The sequence below is a fragment of the Paracraurococcus ruber genome (assembly GCF_004353985.1).
Taxonomy (GTDB): Bacteria; Pseudomonadota; Alphaproteobacteria; order Acetobacterales; family Acetobacteraceae; genus Paracraurococcus; species Paracraurococcus ruber.
The window spans coordinates 1-1009 of sequence record NZ_SMOA01000606.1 but is presented as its reverse complement, the minus strand read 5'-3'; the positions used below and the strand labels follow the sequence as shown (position 1 = coordinate 1009).

Below are 1009 nucleotides of genomic sequence, written 5' to 3'. Positions count from 1 at the left end.
AGGCTGCGGGCCTGCCGGCCGATGGCGCCGTGCCCCCGCCGCCCGACGCGGCCGACAGCACGCCCCCCTGGGCGGCGGCGGTGCAGGCCGCGGCGCTGCTCGCGGTGGACCCGATCGGGCTGGGCGGTGCCTGCCTGCACGCCCTGCCGGGCCCGGTGCGGGAGGGCTGGCTGGGCCTGCTGCGCGGCCTGCTCCCCGATGCCGCGCCCTGGCGGCGCGTGCCGCTCTCGGTCGCCGACGGAAGGCTGCTCGGCGGGCTGGACCTCGCGGCGACGCTGGCCGCCGGGCGGCCGGTAGCGGAGCGCGGGCTGCTGGCCGAAGCCGATGGCGGCGTGCTGCTGCTGGCGATGGCGGAGCGGGTGACGCCGAACACCGCCGCCCACCTGACCGCGGCGATGGACAGCGGGGAGGTGGTGGCGGAGCGGGACGGGCTGGCCCGGCGCGCGGCCGCCCGCTTCGCGGTCCTTGCCCTGGATGAAGGCCTGGCGCCGGAGGAGGCGCCGCCCGCCGCCCTGCTGGACCGCCTGGCCTTCCGGCTGGACCTGCACCCCGTCGCGCCGCGCGCCATGGCGGGGGAGTCGCCCGGGCCGGCCGCGATCGCCGCCGCGCGGTCCCTGCTGCCGCGCATCGCGGCGGGGGATGCGGTGCTGGAGGCGCTGTGCGGCACGGCGCTCGCCCTCGGGATCGGATCGCTGCGCGCGCCGGTGCTGGCGCTGCGGGCGGCGAAGGCGGCGGCGGCCCTGGCCGGGCGGGAGGAGGTGACGGAGGCGGATGCGGCGCTCGCCGCCCGCCTGGTGCTGGCGCCCCGCGCCACCCGCCTGCCGGCGCCCGAGCAGGAGGAGCCGGCGCCGCCGGAGCCGCAGGCCGAGGATGCGCCGCCGCCCGAGGATCCGGGCGATGCGGCGCAGGACGACCTGCCCGACCCGCAGGCGCTGCAGGAGATGCTGCTCGCCGCCGCCGCCGCCGCGGTGCCGGCCGGCCTGCTGGACGGCCTCCGGCTCGGCGCGCC

The 1009-nt window shown here is 81.6% G+C and carries 1 pseudogene; it reads left to right on the top strand.

Annotated features, from left to right (window positions below):
- Window positions 1-29: 29 nt before the first annotated feature.
- Window positions 30-1009: pseudogene (gene bchD, locus E2C05_RS32045) on the top strand (magnesium chelatase subunit D); the annotation flags it as partial.